Here is a 25,043-nt window from a genome sequence, read left to right as displayed (position 1 = left end):
CCATTCAAAATAACCGATAAAGTGAGGCTTTTTATCGTTTATCAGGATAAAAATATAAAATATTTTAACATTTCCAAAAAATAAGTTAAATAGTGAATTTTAAATTTAACAATTGTTGAAGGCAAAAATCTCAAACCGCCAGTAAACATAACATCTTAGTTATCAAAATAAAGAAAAATTCTTTTTAAAAAAAATTAATCAAATTTTAAAAAAAATCAAAAAAATAAGAAAACACTTAAAGATAATTGCTTAATTCAAAATAATCCCGCGCGGTTTTGCCAAGCGATACTGAGAAAAATACCCAGAAAGATAATACAGAATAAAAAATTCACAAAACTAGAAGCCAGAAAACCTAGTAATGAACCTGTTGCAGCTTTTAATGCGCGCTGATGATTTTTAGAATCATAAATTAATTCACCTACAAAAGCCCCTACAAAAGGCCCAATAATCACTCCAAAAGGTATAGGAGCCAAAATACCAATAATTAGTCCAATATTAGTTCCCCAGACTCCGTATGAGCTACCACCAAATTTTTTAGTTCCTTTTGCCGGAATAACATAATCCAGAATTGTAATAACAATTGTTAACAAAAGTGTGATTCCTAATACCCAGTAATTGTTTTCGACAGCTTTTGTTAAATACAACAATAACAAACCAACCCAACAACTTGACAATCCAGGTAAAATTGGAAAAAAACTACCAAAAACACCAATAATCATACATATAAAACCAACTAGCAGCAATAGTAAATCCATATATTTTTTTGTAATTTTGCGCCTACAAACTTATTAATCAAAGCAATCAATGCGTCAGTTTTTGCAATTCATATTATGCTTTTCATTGATCTTGCTGATCAATAGCAATATGCATGCCCAAACTAAAAAAATCTCTGTAAACGATCAATTGGTACAAGACAGCATTTATAAAAGTACTAAGAAAAAAGTATTAAATTTTTCGATGAAAGATTTTGACAGTCTTTTTTTTGAATATTTCAATCGAAAAAACGATCCGAATATTATTCTGAGTAAAATTGAGTTTTATAATTATACCGTTCGAATTGCCACTTTTTCTGATAGATTAGCATCTTTGTATCCTGACCAAAAGGAAGTTGCAGCTCAAAATAAAGAGAAATGGCTTTCAGAAAGCTATGAAGATTATTTGCAATACAAAGCTTCTCAAAAAAAATAATCGTATTTTTATACCATAATTTGTTCATTCAATTCAACATCAAAATCTTGAAGCAGTTTTTCCTTTTTTTAATTATCTTACTTTTTAATTCTTGTCAATATTTTGAGAAGCAGGTTCCGTCTGAAAAAGAGTTACTACAAAAAGAATTAAAATCAATTAATTGGAAAGAGGTTGACGAATATCCGTCAGTATCAAATTGTGATAAAATTGCAGACAAGAAATTGCGCCAACAATGCTTCTTTGAAGTAATGGCACAACTTATTCAGGAAAAATTAGATATTGATACACTTTCTATAATGTATCCTGAATTAGATACAATCGAAGTAAAAGTCACAGTATTTCCAAATTCTACCATGAAATTTGAGCCGCAGTTCCCTAAAGATTCTGTTGCTTACGATACGATCAAAATTGATAGTATTTTGCATGCTCGTTTAGTCGATTTTCCAAAAATAAATCCTGCTCTAAAACGAGGACTTCCGGTAAAAACACAGTTTATTCTTCCTGTAATTCTTAAAGAAAAAGAAAAGAAGTAATTTTCCTTTTATTCTAAATTCTAAACTTTCGTTCTTTCCATTCATAAGAACCAAATAAGCTGTACAAAGCTACGGACGAACTAAAAAAAGGATATAGTAAACTGCTCAAGAATAAACTCTTAATTCTTGTTTTCGTTAAGGACTTGTTGGTTTCATAAAGCAGTACAAAATCAATTGCAAATTTAAAAAAAGCGAAAACAACTAAAATCTGATAAGCTAACATTCCGAAAACAAAAAAGAAAAAGCCAAAAACAAAACTCAGATTTCCGAAGAAAACAATTAATCCTAAAGTTTTTCCAAAATTACTTTCATACGAACCCGTTTTAGCAGCCCAACGCACTCTTTGATGAAATAAGGCTTTCCAATTTTCAGTTGGTTTTGTAATTACAATAGCTTCTTCAGCTTTTAAATAATGAACTTCGTCTGGGAATAAACCGGCTGCTTTTTGCAATAAAAAAACATCATCGCCGCTGGCAATTTTATTATTCCCATCAAATCCATTTAATTTTTCGAATAATGACTTTGTATAAGCAAAATTGGCTCCATTGCACATAAAAGCTTTCTTTAGCCCAAAACTACCAATTGTTGCACCTTGTAAACTTGTTAAATCTAACTGCTGAAAATGATCTAAAAATGAGTTTTCATATTCGTACGTAACCGCACCTGCAAGCATCGAAACATTATATTGTTGAATGTAATTGTCAAATGTTAAAAGCCAGTTTTCAGGAACCAAACAATCAGCATCGGTAGTAATAACCCAATTGGTTTTTACGTGCTGCATTGCCGTTGTAATCGCATCTTTTTTAGGAGAATTCGAAACCCGAACATTATCGACAACCGAAACCTGAAACCTGAAACTTGAAACTTGAAATTTCTCTTTAGAACTATCATCCACTAAAATTACTTCGAATAAATCCGTTGGATAATTCAGCTGTGAGAAACTGTATAAAAGAGTGGGTAAATTCTCTGCCTCATTTCTAAACGGAACTATAATTGTAAAATTGGTTTGAGGTTTTAAATCTGCTTTCTGATATTTTTTTACTTTGGTGAAGCCATAAATTAGTAATCCAATACTAATACTATAAATTATCAATATGAAAAATAGAATCCAAATCATTCTACTATTTTCGTTTTAAAATTCAGTACAAAATAACTTCCTAAAACAACTGGCAAAACCACGTTTAAAAACCACATTAAAGTACTTATAAAAACCACGATCCATTCGTTTACACCAAGAATTCCGAAGAAATAAATAGCAACGCTTCCTTTTACAGCAAAATCCAAAAACTGAAAAGTTGGCAATGACGAAGCTAAAAAATAAACCGATGCAATGGTTGCCATTAAAATAAAGTACGGCAGCTCAACATCAAAAGCCAAAAACAAAAAGTAATATTGATGCGAGAAAACCAAATAACGTAAAACTCCGAAAAGAATATTTTTACGATGAATTGACTTTGGAATCTCATTAATCTTATGCACCAATTTTTCAATCGAATACCCTTTAATTTTGATTTTTTTTAATGAAAATAAAACAATCAAAACCAATACAAATCCACCAAATAAAATCGCAACAGTTTTGGTCGTAATCACATTATAATTGGCATTGAAATACATTAATCCAAAGATTCCAAAAATGATCGTCAAAATCATTTGGATTCCATTACAAATCAAGTTTAAGAAAACTACTTTTTTGGCTTCAGATTTAGGATAAAACAACGCTTTTCCTGCATACTCTCCTACTCCATTTGGTGTAAAAATCCCAGCAGTTAATGCCGCTAAAACTTGTTTTGTAGATTCTAAAACCGAGATCTCCTGAATAACTTTCGCAAGATTCTGCCATTTCAAAATCTCGAAATACCTATTCAAAACACTTAAAAGTAATATAAATCCAATTCCTAAAACCGATTGGTTTTTACGAAACAAAGTGATGAACTTTTGCCAATCGAGTTTGTCGTTGTTCGCCAATTGATCATAAATAAAATAAAATGCGCCACCTACAATCAAAAGTTTGACTAGAAGAACTAGGAATTGTTTAGCTTTGTGAGGAATTGAAATCATGCCGCAAAAGTAATCAATTTGAAAATGTGGCAATGAAAATATGCCAATTTGAAAATGAGTAAATGAATCCTTTTGATTTTCAAAAAAACTGAAACTTGAAACATCAAACCTGAAACAAAAAAATTGACAAAAGAACGCATCATATTAGGTATCGACCCAGGAACAACGATTATGGGTTTTGGATTGATAAAAGTTATCAATAAAAAAATGGAGTTTTTGCAACTTAATGAGCTGCAATTGTCCAAATACGATAATCATTATCAAAAACTAAAAATCATTTTTGAGCGTACGATTGAGTTAATCGAAACACATCATCCGGACGAAATTGCTATTGAAGCACCTTTCTTTGGTAAAAATGTGCAATCGATGTTAAAGCTTGGTCGCGCACAAGGCGTTGCAATGGCCGCAGGACTTTCGAGAGATATTCCTATCACCGAATATGAGCCTAAAAAAATAAAGATGGCCATTACCGGAAACGGAAATGCGAGCAAAGAACAAGTTGCAAAAATGCTTCAACAACTTTTGGGATTAAAAGAATTGCCTAAAAACCTCGATTCTACAGATGGTTTGGCAGCAGCCGTTTGCCATTTCTTTAATTCAGGAAAAATTGTTGCCGGAAAAAGTTATACCGGTTGGGATGCTTTTGTAAAACAAAACGAAGAACGAGTTAAAAAATGAGCTTTTAATGTGGCAATTTGTCAATTAGAAAATTAGATAATTCTTTGCATTCTGAAATTATATAATTTTCTAATTACTTCATTAACATTATCTCATTGGCACATTATCTAATTTCCTAATTGACTAATTATCTAATTAAAAATGTCAGGAATATACATTCATATACCATTCTGCAAGCAGGCTTGTAATTATTGCGACTTTCATTTTTCTACTTCGATGAAGAAAAAAGATGAAATGGTTTTGGCTTTAGCCAAAGAAATTGTCATACGCAAAGATGAGTTCCAAAATGATGTTGTAGAAACCATATATTTTGGCGGCGGAACACCTTCGGTTTTGTCTACTGACGAAATCAATAGTCTAATAAATACCGTTTATGACAATTATAATGTTGCAGAAAATCCAGAAATTACGCTTGAAGCCAATCCTGATGATTTATCAACGGAAAGAATTATAGAACTGTCTAAAAGTCCAATAAACCGTTTAAGTATTGGAATTCAGTCTTTTTATGAAGATGATTTGAAGATGATGAATCGTGCTCATAATTCGGCAGAAGCCATAAATTGTTTGACAGAAGCGACTAAATATTTTGATAATATATCACTCGATTTAATTTACGGAATCCCGGGATTGACGGATGAAATGTGGAAAAAAAATATTGAAACTGCTTTGAGTTTTGGTATTCCACATATTTCAAGTTACGCCTTAACTGTTGAACCAAAAACAGCTTTAAGAAAACTAATTGATACTGGAAAAATTACTGAACCACAAGACGAAGTAGCTTCTAATCATTTTATGATTTTGGTTGATATGCTTGAAAAAAATGATTTTATTCATTACGAATTATCCAATTTTGGAAAAGAGGGTTACTTTTCTAAAAACAATTCGGCTTATTGGCTGGGTAAAAAATATCTCGGAATTGGTCCTTCGGCACACAGTTACGATGGAGAAAAAAGAGGCTGGAATATTGCTAATAATTCACTTTATCTAAAATCAATTCAAGAAAACAAACTTCCTATTGAAACTGAAATCCTGACTATTTCAGATCGTTATAACGAATATATTATGACGGGATTAAGAACCATTTGGGGCGTTTCGTTAGAAAGAATTGAAAAAGAATTTGGTCTTGAATATCTAAACTATCTAAAAAAACAAAGTCACAAATTCTTAAACGATGAATTGGTTTTTATTGAAAATAATATCTTAAAACCAACTGCAAAAGGAAAATTTTTGACAGATGGAATTGCAAGCGATCTGTTTTACTTAAATTTGTAATAAAAAACTTTCTTTATGAAAATTACAATCTTAGATGACTATCAAAATGCTGTTGAAAAACTTGAATCATTCAAAATTCTAAAAGGACTAGATGTTGATATTCTAAACGATACTGAAAAAGATAATTCAAAATTAGCTGTTCTATTAAAAGACTCTGATATCATAGTTTTAATTCGAGAGAGAACAGAAATTACAGAAGATCTACTTTCCAGATTACCAAAACTAAAATTAATAAGTCAGACAGGTAAAAAATCAAATCATCTTGATATGGATGCCTGCACAAAACATAAAGTTGCTGTAGCAGAAGGGGTTGGTTCTCCTATTGCACCATCTGAACTTGCCTGGGCATTAATAATGAATACGGTTCGCCAAATACCACAAGCAATTCAGGCAATGAAAGATGGAAAGTGGCAAACCAACATTGGTTCTACTATTCGTGGTAAAACAATAGGAATTTGGGGTTACGGAAAAATTGGCCAGCAAATTGCAAAATATGCAAATGTATTTGGTGCCAATGTCTTAATTTGGGGAAGTGAATCTTCCAGAAATCAAGCACTTTTAGACGGGTTTCTGAAAGCAGATTCAAAGGAAGATTTTTTCTCACAAAGCGACATTCTTACATTGCATCTAAGACTCAACGAAACTACTTTTGAAATTGTAAAAGAAGCCGATTTAATTTTAATGAAACCAGATGCAATTTTAATAAATACAGCACGCGCCGAATTAATTGAAAAAAGAGCATTGCTTAAATGTTTAAAAAATGGCAGACCAGGATTTGCAGGTTTAGATGTTTATGATGAAGAGCCTGTTTATGATTTGAATTATGAATTATTAAAAATGCCAAATGTGGTTTGTACACCTCATTTAGGTTATGTAGAAAAAAATAGTTACGAACTCTATTTTGAAAAGGCTTTTGAAAATGTGATTAATTACATCAATAACAATCCAACAAATATTGCAAATCCAGAAGCACTAGTATAATCTTTAATCAAGAATAAACTCATTATTTAATTATGATTGCTAAAATCAACAACTTCGAAATAGACTTATCAAAACCCATTGATATATCTATTCCGTTAACCAATACAGACGAAAACCCGATCGCTTGGTACATCGAAAAACCAGTTATCGAACCTGTCGTTTTTGGCGATTGGATTGGGAAAGTTTCTGAAGGAAAATCTTCAACGAATTTCAATAATATCTTTTTTAATCCGCATGGGCACGGGACGCACACGGAATGTTTAGGACATATTACGAATGATTTTTATAGTATCAATCAATGTTTGAAACAGTTTTTCTTTTTTGCAAAATTGATTACCGTTGAACCTGAGAAAATTGGAGATGATTTTGTTATTACGAAAAATCAAATTGTTGCTTCTTTAAGCGAAACAAAACCGGAAGCTATTATTATCAGAACACTACCAAATCAAAAAGACAAAAAATCAAGAAAATACTCTAACACCAATCCGCCTTATTTGTCTGAAGAAGCTGCAATTTTTATCCGCGAAAGCGGAATCCAGCATTTATTAATTGATTTACCAAGTGTGGATAAGGAACATGATGAAGGAAAATTATTAGCACACAAAGCATTTTGGAATGTAAAAGATACTTTAAACTTAAATTCTGATGCCCGATTAAATGCGACAATTACTGAAATGATTTTTGTTCCTGATGAAATTGAAGATGGAGCATATATACTAAATCTTCAAATTGCTTCGTTTGAAAATGACGCAAGCCCAAGTAAGCCAATTTTATATAAAATTGTAGATTTTAGAGGGTAGATTTCCTGAATACTTAAAACTGAGACTGAATACTATGATAACCGTTTCAACAGATAAAACTAAACTTGACATTCCTTTCATCCAAAATTTCTTAAAAGATATTTATTGGGCTGCGGGAAGAACAATTGAAGAAGTGCAAACTACAATCGATGCTTCGGTTTGTTTTGGAATTTACTTGAATGACAAACAAATTGGTTTTGCAAGAGTAATTACTGACTATGTTGTTTTTGGTTATGTAATGGACGTTTTTATTACTGAGGAACATCGCGGAAAAGGATATTCATCAATTTTAATTGAAACTATGATGAACGAACCAATTCTTAAAGGCATTAAAATTTGGAGATTAGCCACAACTGATGCTCACTTTTTGTACGAGAAATTCGGTTTTACAGCTTTGGAACATCCTGAAAAAATGATGGAAAAAAAACTATGAAAACAATACTTAAACTCGAAGAATTAGGCTTATTTATTCTCGGAATCTATTTATTTAGTCTTTTGAGTTTTGAATGGTGGTGGTTTTTAATTTTAATCTTATCACCTGATTTTTCAATGCTTGGTTATATATTTGGAAATAAAAGCGGAGCATTTTTCTACAATGTTTTTCATCATAGAGGAATTGCTGTTTTACTATATCTTTTGGGGTCTTACTTTAATATTGAACTCTTGCAGCTTATTGGTATTATTTTGTTTTCGCATGCTGCAATGGATCGATTTTTTGGATATGGTTTAAAATATGAAAAGGGGTTTAAATACACCCATTTAGGTGAAATTGGTAAATAAAAAATGATATGAATCTAGAAACGTATTATGAATATTGTCTTTCAAAAAAAGGTGTCAGCGAACATTTTCCTTTTGATGAAGATACTTTAGTTTTTAAAGTGGGCGGAAAAATGTTTGCTTTATCTTCCTTATCGCAATGGGAAAAAAACGAACCATCTGTCAATTTAAAATGCGATCCTGAACGCGCACAAGAACTCAGAGCTGAATATGACGAAATAAAGCCAGGGTTTCATATGAGCAAGGTACATTGGAATACTGTAGCACTAAACGGGAATTTATCTACTGCTTTTGTCAAAGAATTAATTGACCATTCGTATGAGTTGGTTTTCAAAAGTTTGACTAAGAAAATTCAGAATGAAATTATCGACCCGAGGTAATTTTTTTACCGAACTGGCGGAGCAATTAGAAAATTAGGCATTACATTTGTAGCGTAAGATAAAAAACTTAGCAACTCAATCTTGATAATATCGGGATTGTAAATTAGCAACTTATACAACATGAAAGAACAATTTAAAAAATTTCTGAACGAAGAACAAGATCCAAAAGCGATTGAAAAAATCACTTCGAAACTCAATGATTTATTGATGAAAAACGAAGAAATTGGCTATATCGCGGTTCAAAAAAAACCAGCAATTACTGTTTTTCCAGATAGCATAATCTTAACCAACAAACGTATCATTATTTGTAAACCTAAAAATTTAGGTCTTTCAATGGATTTTACTGATTATACTTGGGATGATATTACAAGTACTTTTGTAAAAGAAAATATTTTGGGTTCTGAATTTTCATTTGGAACTAATACTGACTTAACTATCTCTATCGATTATATCCCGAAAACTCAAGCTCGAAAAATATATACATACGCTAAAGAACAATTAGATTTAATAAAAAATCCTATTGTCGCTGAAACACCAATTGTAGAAACTGCACAAGCTATTGAAGAAGAAGATGATCTTGAAGATGACGTAGAAGAAGTTGAAACTGAGGAGGTAACTAATTTTGCTGAAATTATGCCGGCAACGACTCCATCTTATACTGAAACTTTTGAACCAATTCAGCCCACTCAAGCTTCAACAGGAGATCGTAAATTAAGTGATTTGTCTAAAGAAGAACTTTTCGACAAATTACAGAATTATAAAAAACTGCTTGATAACGGATTAATCATGCAAGGTGAATACGACGCTTACAAAAAAGAAATCTTAAGCTATATGTAAGTCTAACCGCAGAGTTCACACGGATTTTACGCAAAGTTCACAAAGAAAAAACCATCAGCATGTGCTGATGGTTTTTCTTTTTATAAACTTGGCGAACTTTGCGTATTGCTTTGCGCTCTTTGCGGTTAAACCTTCTACAAAGTCGCTTTCTGCTTTTCTACGAAACTATTCGATTGCAATTCTAATAACTCTGTTGCGTTTTTGCGTTGCAAGTCGTATAAACTTTTATCTTCGGCAATATCTGCATAAACCTTGTCATGCATCTGTGCGCTGGTTTTTACTAATAATTCGCGTTGGTATTTATTTTGTGCCAAAGTAGCTTTCATCGCAGTTTCGGCTTCTTCTTGTTTAAAATCGAATTCGCCTTTTGGAGCTAGTAATTTGGCAATAATTGGAGAAGTTTCAATAGCAAGAAACAACAACATTATAAAAAATGATGGCAACCAAGGCAATTTATCCAAGGCATTAATACGCGCCATTAATCCGTCAAAACCTTCAATAATAGGTTGTGTTTGAGATACTTTTTTATCTAAATCGACCTGTAGTTGTTTACCAGCTTTTTCCTTGTCGGCAATTTTAGCTTCGTTTGCTGCTTTCAGCGTTTCAAATTCTTTTAGAGATGCATCGTGTTTCTCACGTTTTTCTTTATAAACAGGACCTTTTCCTAGTTTTTTAGTTCCGGTAGTTCCTTCAGCTTCTGTAATGTAAGTAGAATATAAATCGTTTACTTCTTTTTCTTTCTTTACAATATCAGCCTTTAAAGCTGCGATGTCTGCTTTATTTTTATCTAAATCTGTTTTGAAATAGGTGCCAATTTGTTTTTTATTCGCCAATTCCATTTCATTTTTCTCTTTTAATAAAACGGTATTGATTTCTTTTTCGAAAATTTTAATCTCCAAAGGTTTCGAAATTACGATTGCAATAATAACTGCCAACATAATTCGTGGTGTAGCTTGCAGAAACTCATCAAAAAAACGATCTCTTTTTTTAATGGTAGAAACGATAAATCGGTCTAAGTTGAAAATAAGTAAACTCCAAACAAATCCAAAAATTAAGGCCGGATAAATAGAGTCAAAAACAGTGAAAAGTGCATAAGCACTGGCCAAGAAAGCCATAACTGCAGTAAAAAAAACAGTGGCTCCAATACCAACATATTTGGTTTGTTCGCCTTCTGAACAGCCTTCGAGTAAGTCTCGATCTGCACCAGAACATAGGATAAAAAATTGTTTTAACATGATTGATGATTTTTGATTGTGATTGATACGGCAAATTTAGCGCCAAATATTTAATTCTGAGTTAAATAGTTGATTTGTTTTTACTTGCGTCCATAAAAAATTAGCTTTTATTAAATGTTATTTTAACATTAATCTATTTCTAATGTTGGCCAAAATCATAACACTATAGTAATTTTTTTCGACTTCTTTAATAACATTAAGGTTCTAGTTTCGCAACCAAATCAAACTAAAGAACCATGAAAAAAATTTATTTATTAGTAACATTCTTGCTATTGGCCTTTTCGGGTTATGCTCAAAAAGCGATAATCTCAGGAAAAGTATTAGATATCGATGATAAACTTCCTTTGCCGGGAGCAATGATTCAAATTGTTGGCGAAAACAAATACACAGTTTCAGATTATAATGGGCGCTTTGAATTACTTAACATTAATGCCGGAACTTATCAGGTTCAGGTAAAATATATTGGATACAATGCTATAAATAAAGAAATTACCGTTGAACAAGGAAAAAACAACGTAGTCGATTTTGCATTAAAAACTTCAGGAACTGAACTTAATGAAGTTGTGGTTGGAGACATTTTAAAAGGTCAGGCCAAAGCATTAAATCAACAAAAAAACAATAAAAATATCGGAAACGTAATTTCCTCAGATCAAATGGGTCGCTTTCCGGACGCCAATGTTGGAGATGCTTTAAAACGTGTTCCAGGTATCACGATGCAAAATGATCAGGGCGAAGCGCGTAACATTATTATTCGTGGTTTGGCTCCGTCATTGAACTCTGTGACTTTAAATGGTGACAGAATTCCATCTGCCGAAGGTGATAATAGAAACGTACAAATGGATTTAATTCCGTCTGATATGATTTCTACGATCGAAGTCAACAAAACTTTAACTCCGGATATGGATGCTGACGCGATTGGAGGTTCAGTAAATTTAATCACAAGAGCAACTCCAAATGGCGAGAGAATTTCTGCAACGCTTGCAGGTGGTTATTTGCCAATTCGCGAACACGCCTCCTACACAGCGGGATTAGTTTACGGAAACCGTTTTTTAGACAATAAACTTGGAGCAGTTTTCAGTGGATCATACAATAATGTAGATTACGGATCTGATAACATCGAAAACGAATGGGTAAAAGATGAATTCGGAAATGAATATCTACAAGCTTCAGAGATTAGAAAATACGACGTACAGCGTATTCGTCGTAGTGGTTCTGTTGCATTAGATTATAAATTTGACGAAAACAATACGATTTTCGCCAACGCAATTTACAACTGGAGAGACGATAGAGAAAACCGTTTCAGAACTACTTATGATGATATCGAACCTATTTATAATGGTGAAGAAATCACAGGTTTTAAAGGTCGTGTAAAACGCCAGACAAAAGGTGGAGTTGACAATAATCGCGATAAAAACAGAAGATTGGAAGATCAGCGTGTTCAGAATTATTCGATTCGCGGAGAACATTTAATCAACTCTAAATTAGATTTAGATTGGTCTGCAAATTATGCAAAAGCACGTGAATATCGTCCTGGAGAGCGTTATATTGAATATCGCCAAAAAGGTCTTCAAATGACTGAAGATTTATCTGACCCGAGATTTCCTTTAATGACAACAACCGGAGAATCATTAGATAAATTCAAATTTCAAACGGTTACTGAAAATACTGATGAAACCAGCGAAAGTGAATTTGGTGCAAAAATCAATATTCGTTTTCCTTTCACAGTTATTCCTTCTGAAAAAGGAAGATTGAGAACTGGTCTTAGACTTCGATTGAAAGAAAAAGAAAGAAATAACAATTTCTATGCTTACGAACCAATCAATAACGATATGGCGTTATTATCACAAGTTCCAACAAGTTATTATGATGGACAAAATTTTAATCCGGGAAGTAAATATGTCCCAGGAAGTTTTGCATCGGCTAATTTTCTTGGAAGTTTAGATTTAAACAATGCCACATTATTTAATAAATCATCAGATCCGGCTGAATTTCTAGCAGTAAACTACAATGCTAAAGAAAATATTTATGCGGCATATGTAAGATGGGATCAGGATTTTAACGATAAACTATCAATGGTTTTAGGTTTCCGTGTTGAGAATACTCATATTGATTATACTGGAAATCGCGTTTTAGATGAAGAAGAATTAGAAAGTAAAATCAATACTACCAATTCGTACACTAACTTATTGCCAAGTATTTCATTGCAATACAATGCTACTAAAGATTTAGTTTTAAGAGCTGCTGTTACAACAGCTTTAGCAAGACCAGACTATTATGCGTTAGCTCCTTATGTGAATAATATCGCTGCTGATAAAGAAATCACAGCTGGAAATCCGGATCTTAATGCTACTTATTCATACAACTATGATTTCATGGCTGAGAATTATTTTAAATCAGTTGGTTTAATTTCAGGAGGTGTTTTCTATAAAAGATTAAATGATTTCATCTACAATTACAGCGACAATCAATACGATGCTGCAAAATTTGCAACTGATTTCCCAAATCAGACAAACCCAATTCCGGTAGGCGAAAATTGGTCATTTTTACAATCAAGAAACGGAGACACTGTTGATGTTTATGGTTTTGAAGTTGCTTTTCAACGTCAGTTAGATTTCCTTCCTGGAAAATTCTTAAAAGGATTCGGTATCTATTTGAACTACACTTACACAAAATCGAAAGCAAAAGGAATTGCTGATGAAGATGGAAACGAAAGAAACAACATTAGTCTTCCGGGAACAACGCCACATATGTTTAATGGATCATTGTCTTGGGAAAACAAACGTTTCTCTGCCAGAATTTCAACTAATTTCACTTCAGATTATTTAGACGAATTAGGTTCAGAGTCTTACAAAGACAGTTATTATGACAAACAATTTTTCTTAGACGCAAATGCTTCTTTCAAAATTACAAAACAACTTCGCGTTTTTGCTGAAGCTAATAACTTAACAAATCAGCCATTACGTTATTACCAAGGAGTTGAAGCGCATACTAAACAAGCAGAGTACTATCAGGCTCGATATAATTTAGGTTTGAAACTTGACTTGTAATAACTAATATTTAAAATTCTTACATTAGACAGAACTTTGCGGTTCTGTCTAATGTATTAAAATGAAATCATAATGAAAAATAAATCGATAATCGCATTTCTACTTTTAAGTACTTTATTCATCGCTTGTAAAGATGATAAATTAGCACCCGTTGCTGCAAACGCAGTAAAACCAACCATTGTAACAGAAACTTTACCTCACGACACAGATGATCCTTCGATTTGGATTCATCCAACAGATCCTTCAAAAAGTATTATTGTTGGAACTGATAAAGATACGGACGGCGGTTTGTATACTTTTGACTTGAAAGGAAAAATCATTAAAAAATCAGAGGTTTTAAAGCGCCCTAATAATGTTGATATCGCTTATGGCCTAATAATCGACGGAAAAAAAGTAGACGTTGCTGTGACTACAGAACGTGAATCTAACAAAATAAGAATCTTTAGCTTACCTGATTTAAAAGCAATTGATAATGGCGGGATTCCAGTTTTTGAAGGAGAAGAATTACGCGACCCAATGGGAATTGCTTTGTATACACGCCCAAGTGATAAAAAGATTTTTGCAATTGTAGGAAGAAAATCTGGTCCTTCTGGAAGTTATTTATGGCAATATGAACTTTCTGGAAACGGAAAATTCGCCACTGCAAAAGTGGTTCGAAAATTTGGTGCTTATAGCGGAAAAAAAGAAATTGAAGCCATTGCTGTTGACAATGAATTAGGAACTATTTTGTATTGTGACGAACAATTCGGAATTAGAAAATACAAAGCTGACCCTGCTTTAAATGACAACAAAGAATTAGCTCTTTTTGGGAAAACTGGTTTCAAAGCAGATAACGAAGGAATTGCGATTTACAAAAAAACAGATTCTACTGGCTACATTTTAGTATCCAATCAACAAGCAAATACTTTTATGGTTTACCCAAGAGAAGGTGCCAACGGAAACCCAAACAATTATCCTTTGCTGGCCGAAATTCCAACATCGACAATTGAGTGTGATGGTGCCGATGTTACAAATGTTAATTTAGGAGGAAGTTTCAAAAACGGACTTTTTGTAGCTATGAGCAACGGAATGACTTTTCATTACTACGCCTGGGACTTGATGCAGAAACGTATTGACGAAGCGAAGAAATAAGTTTTCAGTCTCAGTCGCGGTTTCCAAACTGACTAAATACTGAGACTGAAAACTGAGAACTAAACAAAAAAAGCTGTTCATCACTGAACAGCTTTTTTAATTTGAATTAGTAACTTTCCTTATTCTGTAATTGGTGCTCCAGCCAAAATTTCGGCATTTGCAAACTCTTCAAATTTGGCAAAATTAGCTTTGAATTTCTGAGCCAATTCAATTGCTTTTTTATCGTATAATTCAGCATCTTCCCAAGTATTTCTCGGGTCTAGAATTTCACTTGGAACATTTGGACAACTTTCAGGTTGTGCAATTCCAAATACTTTATGATTTTTAAACTCAACATTATCCAATTCTCCTTTTAGTGCTGCAGTAATCATTGCACGAGTATATTTCAACTTCATACGACTTCCTGTTCCGTAAGGACCACCTGTCCAACCTGTGTTGATTAACCAAACTTTTACACCGGCATCTTCCATTTTTTGAGTTAGCATTTCTGCGTAACGTGTTGGGTGCAATGGCATAAATGGCGCTCCAAAACAAGCCGAAAAATTAGGCTGTGGTTCTGTAATTCCTGCTTCAGTTCCTGCTACTTTTGCTGTATATCCTGAAATAAAATAGTAAGCGGCCTGTCCCGGAGTCAGTTTTGAGATTGGAGGCAAAATTCCGAAAGAATCTGCCGTTAAGAAGAATATATTTTTAGGATTATGTCCAATAGATCCTGGTTGAATATTATCAATATGTGTTATTGGATAACTTACACGTGTATTTTGCGTGATTGAAACATCATCATAATCAACTTCGTTTGTTCCCGGTTTAAAAACCACATTTTCTAAAAGCGCTCCTTTTTTGATTGCTCTAAAAATGTCCGGTTCATTTTCTTCTGTTAGGTTAATTACTTTTGCATAACAACCACCTTCAAAGTTAAAAACGGTATTTTCTGCAGTCCAACCGTGTTCATCGTCTCCAATTAGCTTACGTTCCGGATCTGCTGATAAAGTTGTTTTTCCTGTTCCTGATAATCCAAAGAAAATTGCTGTGTCTCCCTCTTCACCAACATTTGCACTACAATGCATTGGTAAAGCATTTTTAAAAACCGGTAAAATGAAATTTAATGCAGAGAAAATTCCTTTTTTCATTTCTCCGGTATAACCTGTTCCTCCAATAAGAGCAACTTTTTTAGTAAAATCTAAAATCGCAAAATTAGACTGACGCGTTCCGTCTACAGCAGGATCTGCCATAAAACTTGGCGCACAAACCACAGTCCATTCTGGTGAAAAATTTGCCAATTCAGATTCTTCAGGTCTTAAAAACATATTGTAACAAAACAAATTTGACCAGGCAGTTTCAGTTACAACACGTACATTTAGTCTATAATTTGGATCAGAACAAACATAAGAATCACGAACAAAAACTTCTTTATTTGATAAAAACTGAGTTACCTTATTATATAATTTTTCGAAAGCTTCAGATGAAAATGGAATGTTCACATTTCCCCACCAAACTTGATCCTCAGTAATACTGTCTCTAACAATAAAACGATCTTGAGGAGAACGTCCTGTAAATTCACCCGTATTGATTGCTAATGCTCCCGTCGAGTTCTCAACACCTTGGCCTAATTGCAAAGTGATCGCATGCAATTCATCTGCCGATAATTGGTAGCGAACTTTTGCATTTTCAATTCCTAGCTCTTTCAACGAAATCGATTGCGAGAAAAGTGTGTTAGTGTCCATAAATTTTAAGTTGTGTGTGATATTTAATAGAAAGCAAAATTATAGAATTTATTATTAATCCTTTAAAAAAAATTAAATTTCACTTTTATTTATATCAATAAAGTAATTTTTAACCCTCAAAATCAATAAAACAAAAAAATAACCGCTTCTAATTTGTTTTTCTATAATCCAATAAATGAATTTGTTATATTATTTACTCATTAAAGTAAAAAACAAAAGAAACTCACATAAATACAATTATATGTTATTTATGAGACAAAATTAAAGATTAATTTTTAGATAGAATTTTTTATTCGGGATTTTATGATTTTCGTTTCAAAATCGTAAGAAATAATACCGCCCAAGCAATAATTAATAAAAAACCACCCAAAGGAGTTGCGAATACAATAATTTTAAAATCAAATACTGTCATACTTTTTGTAGCTAATAAATAGATTGAACCACTAAAAAGAATGACTCCGGCTACAACTAAATTATAGATCGTTTTTAAGGTTTTTTCGGCAATGTCTTTTCTTGTAGAAAGAAAAAATAAAAAGAAAGCATGATACATTTGATAACGAACTCCAACTTCAAAAGTATTCAATTCGTCTACAGATAAGTATTTCTTCAACAAATGGGCTCCAAAAGCGCCTAAAATAATAGCCAACATTCCGATAAAAGCTCCTGTCAAAACAATTCTTCTTTTCATATTTTCTATGCTTTAAATTTTACACAAAAATACTTCAATGTAAATTAAAAAGCTTTTTAGTTGTCAAAAATATTTTCGCAAAAGGAAATCCGCTATATTTTAGCATCAAAATAAAAAATAATGTATTTTTAGCAAATTAAAATTGTTACATATATAACATTTTAATATATTTGTGTTATAAATATAAAATATGAGAAGCATTTTAATAATTGGAGCCGGAAGATCTGCATCATCATTGATACGCTATTTACTATCAAAATCAGAGACCGAAAATCTACATCTTATTGTAGCCGACCTCTCTTTGGCATTGGCCGAAAAAAAGACGCAAAAACACCCGAACGCTACTCCAATTGCTTTAAATATTTTTGATACCGAAGAAAGACAATCGGCAATCAAAAAAGCTTCTATCGTAATCTCGATGTTACCGGCACACTTGCATATCGAAATTGCCAAAGACTGCCTTCAATTCAAAAAAAATCTTGTAACAGCATCTTATATAAGTGATGCTATGCAGGCATTGAACGAGGAAGTCAAAAACAGCAATTTGATTTTCATGAACGAAGTGGGTCTTGATCCGGGAATCGATCACATGAGTGCCATGAAAGTTATTGACGAGATCAGAGATAAAGGTGGTAAAATGTTGCTTTTTGAATCTTTCTGCGGTGGCCTGGTTGCTCCGGAATCTGACAATAACTTATGGAATTACAAATTTACGTGGGCACCTAGAAATGTAGTTTTGGCCGGGCAAGGCGGAGCTGCAAAATTCATTCAGGAAGGCGCTTATAAATATATACCGTACGGAACTTTATTTCGCAGAACTGAATTTCTTGAAGTGGAAGATTACGGGAAATTCGAAGCATACTCGAACCGAGATTCTCTGAAATATCGCTCGATTTATGGTTTAGATGATATTCTAACTTTATATAGAGGAACAATTAGAAGAGTTGGTTTTTCTAAAGCCTGGAATATGTTTGTACAACTTGGAATGACGGACGACAGTTACATCATGGAAGACTCCGAGAATATGAGTTACCGCCAATTTGTAAATTCATTTTTACCGTATCATCCAACTGATTCTGTAGAAATTAAAACACGCTTGATCTTAAAAATTGATCAGGACGATATTATGTGGGACAAACTTTTAGAATTGGATTTGTTTAATCCGGACAAGAAAGTAAACCTGCCTAATGCTACTCCGGCACAAATTTTAGAAAAAATACTTTCAGACAGTTGGTCATTAGAACCCAACGACAAAGATATGATTGTCATGTATCATAAATTTGGTTTTAAATTGAATGGCGAGAAAAAGCAAATCGACTCAAAAATGGTTTGCATTGGAGAAGACCAAACTTATACTGCTATGGCAAAAACGGTTGGATTACCTGTTGCTATGGCGACTTTGCTGATTTTGAATGGAAAAATTACAACTCCCGGTGTGCAACTTCCGATAAAAAAAGAAGTGTATTTACCAATTTTAAAGGAGTTAGAAGAATATGGTGTTGTTTTTAATGAACAAACCATGCCTTATTTTGGATATAATCCTGACTTGTTCTAGAGTCAGCTGGTTAGTTAGTTTTTTAGAATTTTTTTTTTTAGTTTTTAATTTATCCGCTTCTAGAATCTAGAAGCGGATTTTTTTATTTTAATCAGGTGACTGAATTGTAATTGGTAAGCTGTACATTGTAGCAACCGGCTCTCCATTAATTTTACCGGGTATCCAGTTTTGACAAAGTTTTAAAACTCTAATTGCCTCGTCACCTGTTCCGTAACCAATATCTCTTAGCATTTTAAAATCGGTCAAAGCACCGTCTTTTTCTATCATAAAAGTAATATAAACTCTCCCTTTCAATTTTACACCTGCCGGAGTTACTGGCACTTTAAAATTTTGACCAACAAACTTATAGAATTGCTCAATTCCTTCTGGATAACTAGGATTTTCAGTTAAATTTGCTGTTTTATAAATCGTACCCTCCGGTCCTTTTACTTTTTGATTCTTTGGGTCATATAAATCGATTTCTATAGTATCCGGACCTCCTTTTTCGAGTTTTGCATCAACATCTTCTTTAGTTGCCGGAAACTTCACTCCCTCAAAAACATTTGGTACTGCTTTTTGTTCAGCCGGAGTAAGATCTTTGTATTTCTTCTCAGCAACTACAGTTCCTTTATCATCCTTGATTTTAAAAGTTGTCTTATCATAATAAGAATCATATTTGCTCTGCTTTTTAGTAGTCTCTTTATTTACTGTTGCTTTAGTTTTTGTTTCCTGAGCAACTGTCTTTGTGCACAAAAAATATACAAGTCCAGTTAATAATGGCAAAAGAATTGTCTTTTTAAAGAATCCCCTCGAAGGAGATGTTGTGGTTGTCATCATAATTAATCTTTTTTTGGTTATAGAATAGTTCAAATTACTGGCCAAGTAATATACTGGACTTTGATTCGCTTTTGACAGTAATAAATTCTGGTAAAACGAAACATTGTTATGTGATTTTACAACTTTTTCATCGGCAAGAAATTCGTGATTGAGCTGTATTGCTTTTTTATAAAAAATAAAAATTGGATTGAACCAAAAAATGGTTTTGATTATTTCAATCAATAGAATATCTAAAGAATGCTTTTGATTAACATGAATTAATTCGTGCGTAAATAATTCTGTTTCTATTTTGTTTTTTTGATATTCTTCTTCATTTATGAAAATAGTATTCAAAAAAGTATAAGGCAGCGTTTGTTCTTTCAGTAAAACCAATGTTACATTTTGATAGGGTCTTTTAATTCCTGACTTTGTTTTTTTAATCAATTTATACAGATTTCTTCCAAATCTAAAAAACAAAACCGCAGTCACAATTCCGTAAAAAATCCAGGCAAAAATCAAATAGACTGAGGTTTTTTGCTCAACAATATTTGTCGTAATTTGCTCAGGAACTACACTATTATTATTTGCCGCACTTGCCACTTCTTGTATAATTTCGATCGTGACAAATGGAATTACAAACGAAATTACAAGACTTGCTAATAAGAAAAACCTATTAAATTGATGAAATTTTTCTTTTTCTAAAAGCAGATAGTATGTACCTAAAAGTACACTCAAAGCCATGGTCGATTTTATAAGAAAGTCTGTCATTTTTTCTTTTTTTGAATTTCTGAATCAATAATTTTCTTGAGTTCTTCTAATTCCGAAGTTGACAAATTGGTTTCGGTGGTAAAAAAAGAAGCAAATTGTGATGCCGAATTATTAAAAAAACTACTAATTAATCCGTTTACGTGTTTCGAGAAATAAGCCGTTTTTTTAACCAACGGATAATATTCGCGAGAATTTCCAAATTCGTTGTAAGCAACAAATTTCTTATCGATCATTCGTTTCAAAAGCGTAGCAACAGTTGTTGTTGCGGGTTTAGGCTCTGGATATGCCTCGAGCAAATCTTTCATAAAAGCTTTTTCAAGCTTCCAAAGATGTTCCATTAATTGTTCTTCTGAGTTTGATAATTGTGTCATTATTTAATATTTTCAAGTTTTTCCAATTCTGGTAGTTCCTTTTTGTAATTCTCTAAATTCCATTCAATATTCATTTTTGCAGCATATTCAGCGATTGGACCAAGTCCAACCTCAGCACGTCTCTTATCTACATTATCCGGATCTATCATGGGCGATATATACCATTTATTAGTCGCCTTATTCTTTGCAGATTGACTTCCATAAATTTGTCGTTTTCCTTCTCTTAAAGATACTCTGTCTTCTAGATATGCTAAATTACCCGGGTTTGCATTTCCCTTTTTAACCGCATCTTTCATCATTGGCAAGTATTTTTGTTGGTATTTCAAATCGGAGTGCTGAATAACCAAAAACAAAGTCTGATTTCCCTGTGTGCCAACAACGTTTTTTCCTACCCAGCCTCTTTCGTCCAGTATTTTCATCACCTTAATGAGGTTAATACTGTCTTTTTTATTCATTATTTTACCAATGCTGTCAATTTTCTTCTTATCCGGTTTAGGAGCTTTATAAACATTCATAAATTCTCCTCTAATTTCCTGATCTTCGGTATAAATCTGCAAAAGTTCTTTTTCTAAAACCTTATCATAATTTGCTCCGAGAATCTCTAGTTTCTTTTGCAATTTATCAATTGTTTTCTCCCATTCTTTCTTCTCATGTAAAGGCTTTAAATCACTATCTATTTTTATATGTGCGATATTTTCATATCCGTTATCAATTGCTAAGTCTAACCACGTAAAAGCCTTCTTATTGTCACTGTTTAAAGCGGCCGAACAAGCAGCGTTGTACAAATTTGAAGATGATTTGTGCTCAATTTTAAATGCTTTTTCGTAATACCAAACAGATGATTTAAAATCTTTAGCTCGGTAACAGGAATCGGCCTTTTGAACAAAATTTTTATAGCTTTGAGCTTGTATTGAAAAGCAACCCAAGATAAAAAAGATAACACTTAGTTTTTTCATAGATTTAATGTTATGTATGATTATTCTATTTTTTTTACAGAAATCAACTTCCCGTCTCCGTAATTTTTAATTTCAACTAACTTTCCTTTATCTGAATAAAACTTCCAATATCCAACATAAAACCAATGCATCTCTTTTGAATCTCCTTCTGTTTTTGTTTTTCCTTTAGATTGTAATTTTCCGTTTTCATAATAAAACTTAACGATACAAAATTCGCTCTTGTACTTCTCTGTTTTGTAGATTTTTCCGCCAATATAGGATTTCCACTTTTTTACAGGTTCATTATGTTTGTAATATTCAAATGATTTGTAACTTATATTGTCTTGAGTATAATCATCTATCCAAACGCCCTCTTTTTTCTTGTCTATTTTCTGATTGATTGGTTTGCTTTTACAACTTAAAAGCATCATACCGCAAAAAAAAAGTAAAAAAAAGTTTTTCATATTTCTAAATTAACTCTACACTTATAGATGTTGCTCTACAAATGTAGAGATTAATTTTTAATATGCAAGAAAAAAGTTGCAAAGTTTCTTTTTTTAAGATTCAAAGAGACAAAGGTTCAGAGGTTTGGCAGAATGTATCAACTGGCAGAGGTTTTTGAATAGTCCTCAGATTTAGCCGAGGTTCATAATAAATGCAGATGAAATGGCTTTAACCTAATAAATTCTTAGGCGCATTAATATTTCGGCTAAAGCCAATTCTTTACGCTTAAATAAAACTCCAACTAAATCTGGAGGTTATTCAATTTAGATACTAAAAAACTTTGTCTCTCTGAACCTTTGCAACTTTGTTCCTTTAAACCTTTGCAACTTAGTATCTCAGTCCCGAGGCTTCGGGATAGAACCTCAAAAAAAGCGTTAGGGATAGAGGCGGTATCCTTTTATGAAGTGAAACGGAATAAAAGATAGAGCCGAAAGCCCGACCGAAGGGAACGCCCATAAAAAAATCCGTTTACTCTAAAAAGAATAAACGGATTGTATTTTATATCTAACAAGTTTTAAAAACCTGTTAGGATACGAGAATTTACTTCGAAAACTCTACAAAATATTTGTAAAACAACGGAATAGTTTCGATTCCTTTTAAGTAATTGAAAATTCCGAAATGTTCGTTTGGCGAGTGAATTGCATCACTATCTAAACCAAAGCCCATTAAAATGGTTTTGCTTTTAAGTTCTTTTTCGAACAAAGCCACAATTGGAATACTTCCTCCTGAACGAACCGGAATTGCAGGAACTCCAAAAGTTTCGGTATACGCTTTGTTTGCGGCCTGATATCCAATGCTGTCAATTGGCGTAACATAACCTTGTCCACCGTGATGTGGCGTTACTTTTACGGTAACTCCCGCTGGCGCAATATTTGTGAAATGTTTGGTAAAAAGTTCTGTAATTTCATGCCAATCTTGGTTTGGAACCAAACGCATCGAGATTTTAGCAAAAGCTTTGCTCGCAATAACGGTTTTTGCTCCTTCACCTTGATATCCGCCCCAAATTCCGTTTACGTCTAATGTTGGACGAATCGAGTTGCGTTCGTTGGTAACATATCCTTTTTCGCCGTAAACATCGTTTAGGTCTAAGGCTTTTTTATATTTTTCTAAACTGAAAGGCGCTTTTGCCATTTCGGCTCTTTCTTCAGTAGATAATTCCTGAACTTTATCGTAGAAACCTGGAATGGTAATATGATTGTCTTCGTCGTGAAGTGAAGCGATCATTTTTGCCAAAACATTAATTGGGTTCGCTACTGCTCCACCGTATAATCCTGAATGTAAATCACGATTTGGACCTGTTACTTCGACCTCAACATAACTCAAACCACGTAAACCTGTCGTGATCGACGGTTGTTGATTGGAGATCATTCCTGTATCTGAAATTAGGATTACGTCGTTTTTCAATTTTTCCTGATTGCGCTCTACGAACCAAGCCAAACTTGCTGAACCTACTTCTTCTTCGCCTTCGATCATGAATTTTACGTTACAAGGCAAATTATTGGTTTGCACCATATATTCAAGCGCTTTTACGTGCATGTACATTTGTCCTTTGTCATCGCAAGCTCCACGCGCGAAGATTGCTCCTTCAGGGTGAATTTCTGTTTTTTTGATTACAGGTTCAAATGGTGGTGATGTCCATAATTCGATAGGATCTGGTGGTTGAACATCATAATGTCCGTAAACTAGAACTGTTGGTAAATTTGGGTCGATTATTTTCTCTCCATATATAATTGGATAACCCGGAGTATCGCAAATTTCGACAAAATCGCAGCCTGCTTTTGATAAACTTTCTTTAACTGCTTCGGCAGTATCGATAACATCTTGCGAGTATGCAGTGTCGGCACTTACAGACGGAATTTTCAATAATTCGATCAACTCATTGATAAAGCGATCTTTATGTTGTTGAACGTAAGCTTTAATATCTTCCATTTAAATTAATTTTATAGAATTTCAAAAATACGAAAAATAGAATTAATATTTTTTTTCAAAAAAGCTTTGAAATATAGAAGTTATGATTATCTTTGCACCCACAATTGAGCGGATATGGTGAAATTGGTAGACATGCCAGACTTAGGATCTGGTGCCGCAAGGCGTGTAGGTTCGAGTCCTATTATCCGCACTAAAAAAAAGCTTCTGAGAAATCAGAAGCTTTTTTGTTTTTAAGATAAATTGTATTTTGTACCTCCTTTAAAACACTTTTATCAACTATCCTAATTTTCAAATCATGAAAGCAAAAATCAACATCTTTCTAATATTCAGTCTTTTATTTTCTTGTTTAACTGTAATCGGGCAGACAAATCCTCCTCCAATGGGAATGCCGAAAGAAAACAATAAAATGTTAATTGATAAAATAGTTTCAGCAACAGAACATGAAAAATATTTCATAGATTATTGTACAAAAAAAATAAAGAACTACGCAACAGAAAACAATTGGACATCTGAAAAGAAAGAGCAAATTTTAGAAAGCATAAATTTTAAATACTACAATTACACAATTTATAATTCTTATGCATTCTATTCTTCCGACCAATTAAAAAAAATACTCGAAGCAATAATTATATTAAACAAAGACCCCAAGAATAAATTAACTATGATCTTAACAAATTCAATGATGCAAAGCAACTTAGAATTATTTGTCGACTCAGTTATTAAAGGAAAGTACGTGACAACAAAATAAAAAAGTTTTCCATGTCGACTATTCAAGACATTAAAGATATTATCATCCGCACGAAAAAAGCTTCTGAGAAATCAGAAGCTTTTTTGTTTTATTGCATTTTTAGCTTTTC

The 25,043-nt window shown here is 32.9% G+C and carries 25 protein-coding genes and 1 tRNA gene; 15 read left to right on the top strand and 11 right to left on the bottom strand.

Annotation, left to right across the window (positions count from 1 at the left end):
- Positions 1-254: 254 nt before the first annotated feature.
- Complete coding sequence (locus tag ACHRVZ_RS09890) at positions 255-755, bottom strand: DUF456 domain-containing protein (RefSeq protein ID WP_395422206.1); 501 nt, start codon at positions 753-755, stop codon at positions 255-257.
- A gap of 109 nt (positions 756-864) precedes the next feature.
- Between ACHRVZ_RS09890 and ACHRVZ_RS09885 the strand changes: the two genes are divergently transcribed.
- Both ACHRVZ_RS09885 and ACHRVZ_RS09880 read left to right on the top strand, forming a co-directional pair.
- The gene (locus tag ACHRVZ_RS09885) at positions 865-1,188 is read left to right on the top strand and encodes a hypothetical protein (RefSeq protein WP_395422205.1); all 324 of its coding nucleotides are present in this window, start codon (positions 865-867) and stop codon (positions 1,186-1,188) included.
- A gap of 47 nt (positions 1,189-1,235) precedes the next feature.
- Complete coding sequence (locus tag ACHRVZ_RS09880) at positions 1,236-1,721, top strand: hypothetical protein (protein WP_395422203.1); 486 nt, start codon at positions 1,236-1,238, stop codon at positions 1,719-1,721.
- A gap of 13 nt (positions 1,722-1,734) precedes the next feature.
- On the opposite strand, the gene ACHRVZ_RS09875 is transcribed toward ACHRVZ_RS09880, so the two are convergent.
- Positions 1,735-2,838, bottom strand: a complete 1,104-nt coding sequence (locus ACHRVZ_RS09875) for a glycosyltransferase (protein ID WP_395422201.1) — start codon at positions 2,836-2,838, stop codon at positions 1,735-1,737.
- Positions 2,835-3,779 carry a hypothetical protein gene (locus ACHRVZ_RS09870; protein ID WP_395422199.1) on the bottom strand — a complete coding sequence of 315 codons (945 nt, stop codon included), beginning with the start codon at positions 3,777-3,779 and terminating at the stop codon, positions 2,835-2,837. The genes ACHRVZ_RS09875 and ACHRVZ_RS09870 overlap by 4 nt, the downstream gene beginning before the upstream one ends.
- A gap of 123 nt (positions 3,780-3,902) precedes the next feature.
- Between ACHRVZ_RS09870 and ruvC the strand changes: the two genes are divergently transcribed.
- The 8 genes from ruvC (at position 3,903) to ACHRVZ_RS09830 (ending at position 9,504) form a co-directional block, all read left to right on the top strand.
- Positions 3,903-4,457, top strand: coding sequence for a crossover junction endodeoxyribonuclease RuvC (gene ruvC / locus ACHRVZ_RS09865; protein WP_065449180.1), 555 nt, complete (start codon positions 3,903-3,905; stop codon positions 4,455-4,457).
- A 141-nt stretch (positions 4,458-4,598) separates the two neighbouring features.
- On the top strand, positions 4,599-5,729 hold the full coding sequence (gene hemW, locus ACHRVZ_RS09860; RefSeq protein WP_395422197.1) for a radical SAM family heme chaperone HemW: 1,131 nt from the start codon (positions 4,599-4,601) through the stop codon (positions 5,727-5,729).
- Positions 5,730-5,744: 15 nt separating this feature from the next.
- The gene (locus tag ACHRVZ_RS09855; protein ID WP_395422195.1) at positions 5,745-6,710 is read left to right on the top strand and encodes a D-2-hydroxyacid dehydrogenase family protein; all 966 of its coding nucleotides are present in this window, start codon (positions 5,745-5,747) and stop codon (positions 6,708-6,710) included.
- Positions 6,711-6,742: 32 nt separating this feature from the next.
- Complete coding sequence (locus ACHRVZ_RS09850) at positions 6,743-7,510, top strand: cyclase family protein (protein WP_395422193.1); 768 nt, start codon at positions 6,743-6,745, stop codon at positions 7,508-7,510.
- Positions 7,511-7,544: 34 nt separating this feature from the next.
- The gene (locus tag ACHRVZ_RS09845; protein WP_395422191.1) at positions 7,545-7,943 is read left to right on the top strand and encodes a GNAT family N-acetyltransferase; all 399 of its coding nucleotides are present in this window, start codon (positions 7,545-7,547) and stop codon (positions 7,941-7,943) included.
- Positions 7,940-8,290 carry a DUF4260 domain-containing protein gene (locus ACHRVZ_RS09840; protein WP_395422189.1) on the top strand — a complete coding sequence of 117 codons (351 nt, stop codon included), beginning with the start codon at positions 7,940-7,942 and terminating at the stop codon, positions 8,288-8,290. Before ACHRVZ_RS09845 ends, ACHRVZ_RS09840 begins: the two co-directional genes overlap by 4 nt.
- Before the next feature lie 8 nt (positions 8,291-8,298).
- On the top strand, positions 8,299-8,667 hold the full coding sequence (locus ACHRVZ_RS09835) for an MmcQ/YjbR family DNA-binding protein (protein ID WP_395422188.1): 369 nt from the start codon (positions 8,299-8,301) through the stop codon (positions 8,665-8,667).
- Between the two features lie 120 nt (positions 8,668-8,787).
- Positions 8,788-9,504 carry a PH domain-containing protein gene (locus ACHRVZ_RS09830; RefSeq protein ID WP_395422186.1) on the top strand — a complete coding sequence of 239 codons (717 nt, stop codon included), beginning with the start codon at positions 8,788-8,790 and terminating at the stop codon, positions 9,502-9,504.
- 134 nt (positions 9,505-9,638) lie between these two features.
- Here the strand turns inward: ACHRVZ_RS09830 and ACHRVZ_RS09825 are convergent, their stop codons facing one another.
- Complete coding sequence (locus tag ACHRVZ_RS09825) at positions 9,639-10,739, bottom strand: DUF4407 domain-containing protein (protein WP_395422184.1); 1,101 nt, start codon at positions 10,737-10,739, stop codon at positions 9,639-9,641.
- A 236-nt stretch (positions 10,740-10,975) separates the two neighbouring features.
- On the opposite strand from ACHRVZ_RS09825, the gene ACHRVZ_RS09820 reads away from it, so the two are divergent.
- A complete protein-coding gene (locus tag ACHRVZ_RS09820) occupies positions 10,976-13,786 on the top strand; it encodes a TonB-dependent receptor (RefSeq protein WP_395422183.1) in 2,811 nt (936 codons plus the stop codon).
- Positions 13,787-13,858: 72 nt separating this feature from the next.
- Positions 13,859-14,917: a phytase gene (locus ACHRVZ_RS09815; protein ID WP_395422182.1), complete on the top strand. Its 1,059-nt coding sequence runs from the start codon at positions 13,859-13,861 to the stop codon at positions 14,915-14,917.
- Positions 14,918-15,036: 119 nt separating this feature from the next.
- Here the strand turns inward: ACHRVZ_RS09815 and pckA are convergent, their stop codons facing one another.
- On the bottom strand, positions 15,037-16,641 hold the full coding sequence (pckA, locus tag ACHRVZ_RS09810; RefSeq protein WP_395422180.1) for a phosphoenolpyruvate carboxykinase (ATP): 1,605 nt from the start codon (positions 16,639-16,641) through the stop codon (positions 15,037-15,039).
- 301 nt (positions 16,642-16,942) lie between these two features.
- On the bottom strand, positions 16,943-17,329 hold the full coding sequence (locus ACHRVZ_RS09805) for a DUF423 domain-containing protein (protein ID WP_395422179.1): 387 nt from the start codon (positions 17,327-17,329) through the stop codon (positions 16,943-16,945).
- Between the two features lie 190 nt (positions 17,330-17,519).
- Here ACHRVZ_RS09805 and ACHRVZ_RS09800 point away from each other — a divergent pair, with 190 nt between their 5' ends.
- Positions 17,520-18,884 (top strand): saccharopine dehydrogenase family protein, encoded by a 1,365-nt coding sequence (locus ACHRVZ_RS09800; protein ID WP_395422178.1) that lies wholly within the window; start codon positions 17,520-17,522, stop codon positions 18,882-18,884.
- An 87-nt stretch (positions 18,885-18,971) separates the two neighbouring features.
- Here the strand turns inward: ACHRVZ_RS09800 and ACHRVZ_RS09795 are convergent, their stop codons facing one another.
- The 5 genes from ACHRVZ_RS09795 to ACHRVZ_RS09775 all read right to left on the bottom strand — a co-directional run bounded on the left by ACHRVZ_RS09795 (position 18,972) and on the right by ACHRVZ_RS09775 (position 24,186).
- The gene (locus ACHRVZ_RS09795) at positions 18,972-20,447 is read right to left on the bottom strand and encodes a M56 family metallopeptidase (protein ID WP_395422176.1); all 1,476 of its coding nucleotides are present in this window, start codon (positions 20,445-20,447) and stop codon (positions 18,972-18,974) included.
- Positions 20,444-20,818: a BlaI/MecI/CopY family transcriptional regulator gene (locus ACHRVZ_RS09790; RefSeq protein WP_316635157.1), complete on the bottom strand. Its 375-nt coding sequence runs from the start codon at positions 20,816-20,818 to the stop codon at positions 20,444-20,446. Before ACHRVZ_RS09790 ends, ACHRVZ_RS09795 begins: the two co-directional genes overlap by 4 nt.
- On the bottom strand, positions 20,818-21,774 hold the full coding sequence (locus ACHRVZ_RS09785; RefSeq protein WP_395422174.1) for a DUF6624 domain-containing protein: 957 nt from the start codon (positions 21,772-21,774) through the stop codon (positions 20,818-20,820). The genes ACHRVZ_RS09790 and ACHRVZ_RS09785 overlap by 1 nt, the downstream gene beginning before the upstream one ends.
- A gap of 20 nt (positions 21,775-21,794) precedes the next feature.
- Positions 21,795-22,217 carry a hypothetical protein gene (locus ACHRVZ_RS09780; protein WP_395422173.1) on the bottom strand — a complete coding sequence of 141 codons (423 nt, stop codon included), beginning with the start codon at positions 22,215-22,217 and terminating at the stop codon, positions 21,795-21,797.
- 580 nt (positions 22,218-22,797) lie between these two features.
- On the bottom strand, positions 22,798-24,186 hold the full coding sequence (locus ACHRVZ_RS09775; RefSeq protein WP_395422172.1) for a dipeptidase: 1,389 nt from the start codon (positions 24,184-24,186) through the stop codon (positions 22,798-22,800).
- 108 nt (positions 24,187-24,294) lie between these two features.
- Here ACHRVZ_RS09775 and ACHRVZ_RS09770 point away from each other — a divergent pair.
- Positions 24,295-24,376 (top strand) — tRNA-Leu (locus tag ACHRVZ_RS09770).
- Positions 24,377-24,481: 105 nt separating this feature from the next.
- Positions 24,482-24,934 (top strand): hypothetical protein, encoded by a 453-nt coding sequence (locus ACHRVZ_RS09765; RefSeq protein ID WP_395422170.1) that lies wholly within the window; start codon positions 24,482-24,484, stop codon positions 24,932-24,934.
- The last annotated feature ends 109 nt before the right edge of the window (positions 24,935-25,043 follow it).

It is taken from the genome of Flavobacterium sp. FlaQc-57 (assembly GCF_044007395.1).
Taxonomy (GTDB): Bacteria; Bacteroidota; Bacteroidia; order Flavobacteriales; family Flavobacteriaceae; genus Flavobacterium.
The sequence above is the reverse complement of the archived record's forward strand: the minus strand, read 5'-3'. Positions and strand labels throughout refer to the sequence as shown.

Excerpts from the sequence above, each read along its gene's own strand:
- ACHRVZ_RS09890 (WP_395422206.1), bottom strand. The coding sequence starts at position 755 with ATGGATTTACTATTGCTGCTAGTTGGTTTTATATGTATGATTATTGGT.
- ACHRVZ_RS09885 (WP_395422205.1), top strand. The coding sequence starts at position 865 with ATGCATGCCCAAACTAAAAAAATCTCTGTAAACGATCAATTGGTACAA.
- ACHRVZ_RS09875 (WP_395422201.1), bottom strand. The coding sequence starts at position 2,838 with ATGATTTGGATTCTATTTTTCATATTGATAATTTATAGTATTAGTATT.
- ACHRVZ_RS09870 (WP_395422199.1), bottom strand. The coding sequence starts at position 3,779 with ATGATTTCAATTCCTCACAAAGCTAAACAATTCCTAGTTCTTCTAGTC.
- hemW (WP_395422197.1), top strand. The coding sequence starts at position 4,599 with ATGTCAGGAATATACATTCATATACCATTCTGCAAGCAGGCTTGTAAT.
- ACHRVZ_RS09855 (WP_395422195.1), top strand. The coding sequence starts at position 5,745 with ATGAAAATTACAATCTTAGATGACTATCAAAATGCTGTTGAAAAACTT.
- ACHRVZ_RS09850 (WP_395422193.1), top strand. The coding sequence starts at position 6,743 with ATGATTGCTAAAATCAACAACTTCGAAATAGACTTATCAAAACCCATT.
- ACHRVZ_RS09845 (WP_395422191.1), top strand. The coding sequence starts at position 7,545 with ATGATAACCGTTTCAACAGATAAAACTAAACTTGACATTCCTTTCATC.
- ACHRVZ_RS09840 (WP_395422189.1), top strand. The coding sequence starts at position 7,940 with ATGAAAACAATACTTAAACTCGAAGAATTAGGCTTATTTATTCTCGGA.
- ACHRVZ_RS09835 (WP_395422188.1), top strand. The coding sequence starts at position 8,299 with ATGAATCTAGAAACGTATTATGAATATTGTCTTTCAAAAAAAGGTGTC.
- ACHRVZ_RS09830 (WP_395422186.1), top strand. The coding sequence starts at position 8,788 with ATGAAAGAACAATTTAAAAAATTTCTGAACGAAGAACAAGATCCAAAA.
- ACHRVZ_RS09825 (WP_395422184.1), bottom strand. The coding sequence starts at position 10,739 with ATGTTAAAACAATTTTTTATCCTATGTTCTGGTGCAGATCGAGACTTA.
- ACHRVZ_RS09820 (WP_395422183.1), top strand. The coding sequence starts at position 10,976 with ATGAAAAAAATTTATTTATTAGTAACATTCTTGCTATTGGCCTTTTCG.
- ACHRVZ_RS09815 (WP_395422182.1), top strand. The coding sequence starts at position 13,859 with ATGAAAAATAAATCGATAATCGCATTTCTACTTTTAAGTACTTTATTC.
- pckA (WP_395422180.1), bottom strand. The coding sequence starts at position 16,641 with ATGGACACTAACACACTTTTCTCGCAATCGATTTCGTTGAAAGAGCTA.
- ACHRVZ_RS09805 (WP_395422179.1), bottom strand. The coding sequence starts at position 17,329 with ATGAAAAGAAGAATTGTTTTGACAGGAGCTTTTATCGGAATGTTGGCT.
- ACHRVZ_RS09800 (WP_395422178.1), top strand. The coding sequence starts at position 17,520 with ATGAGAAGCATTTTAATAATTGGAGCCGGAAGATCTGCATCATCATTG.
- ACHRVZ_RS09795 (WP_395422176.1), bottom strand. The coding sequence starts at position 20,447 with ATGACAGACTTTCTTATAAAATCGACCATGGCTTTGAGTGTACTTTTA.
- ACHRVZ_RS09790 (WP_316635157.1), bottom strand. The coding sequence starts at position 20,818 with ATGACACAATTATCAAACTCAGAAGAACAATTAATGGAACATCTTTGG.
- ACHRVZ_RS09785 (WP_395422174.1), bottom strand. The coding sequence starts at position 21,774 with ATGAAAAAACTAAGTGTTATCTTTTTTATCTTGGGTTGCTTTTCAATA.
- ACHRVZ_RS09780 (WP_395422173.1), bottom strand. The coding sequence starts at position 22,217 with ATGAAAAACTTTTTTTTACTTTTTTTTTGCGGTATGATGCTTTTAAGT.
- ACHRVZ_RS09775 (WP_395422172.1), bottom strand. The coding sequence starts at position 24,186 with ATGGAAGATATTAAAGCTTACGTTCAACAACATAAAGATCGCTTTATC.
- ACHRVZ_RS09765 (WP_395422170.1), top strand. The coding sequence starts at position 24,482 with ATGAAAGCAAAAATCAACATCTTTCTAATATTCAGTCTTTTATTTTCT.